Here is a 245-nt window from a genome sequence, read left to right on the forward strand (position 1 = left end):
GGTATGGCAATCGCTGCAGATAAAGAGCAAGCAGGCCGTAAAGTGGTAGCCGTTATTGGTGATGTCAGTGAAGCTAATCAGAATGTCTATCTTCTCGGCTTTGGTTTGTATCAACAACGCTTGATCCATGATCGTGAGCGGGCGCCTTCCAGGAATTTGCCACCCAGCAGACCGAAGCCAATAGCGGTACCCAGACCGCCACCTTGGTAGTTACATTGCTAAACAAACTGGCGCCGAAATGCTGC

The 245-nt window shown here is 50.6% G+C and carries 1 protein-coding gene; it reads left to right on the top strand.

Annotated features, from left to right (window positions below; all coding sequences use genetic code 11):
- A partial coding sequence (locus tag L9G74_RS21690) for a hypothetical protein (protein WP_238898935.1) occupies window positions 1-210 on the top strand: 210 nt, incomplete at its 5' end.
- Between the last annotated feature and the right edge of the window lie 35 nt (window positions 211-245).

The organism is Shewanella electrica (assembly GCF_022321485.1).
Classification (GTDB): Bacteria; Pseudomonadota; Gammaproteobacteria; order Enterobacterales; family Shewanellaceae; genus Shewanella; species Shewanella electrica.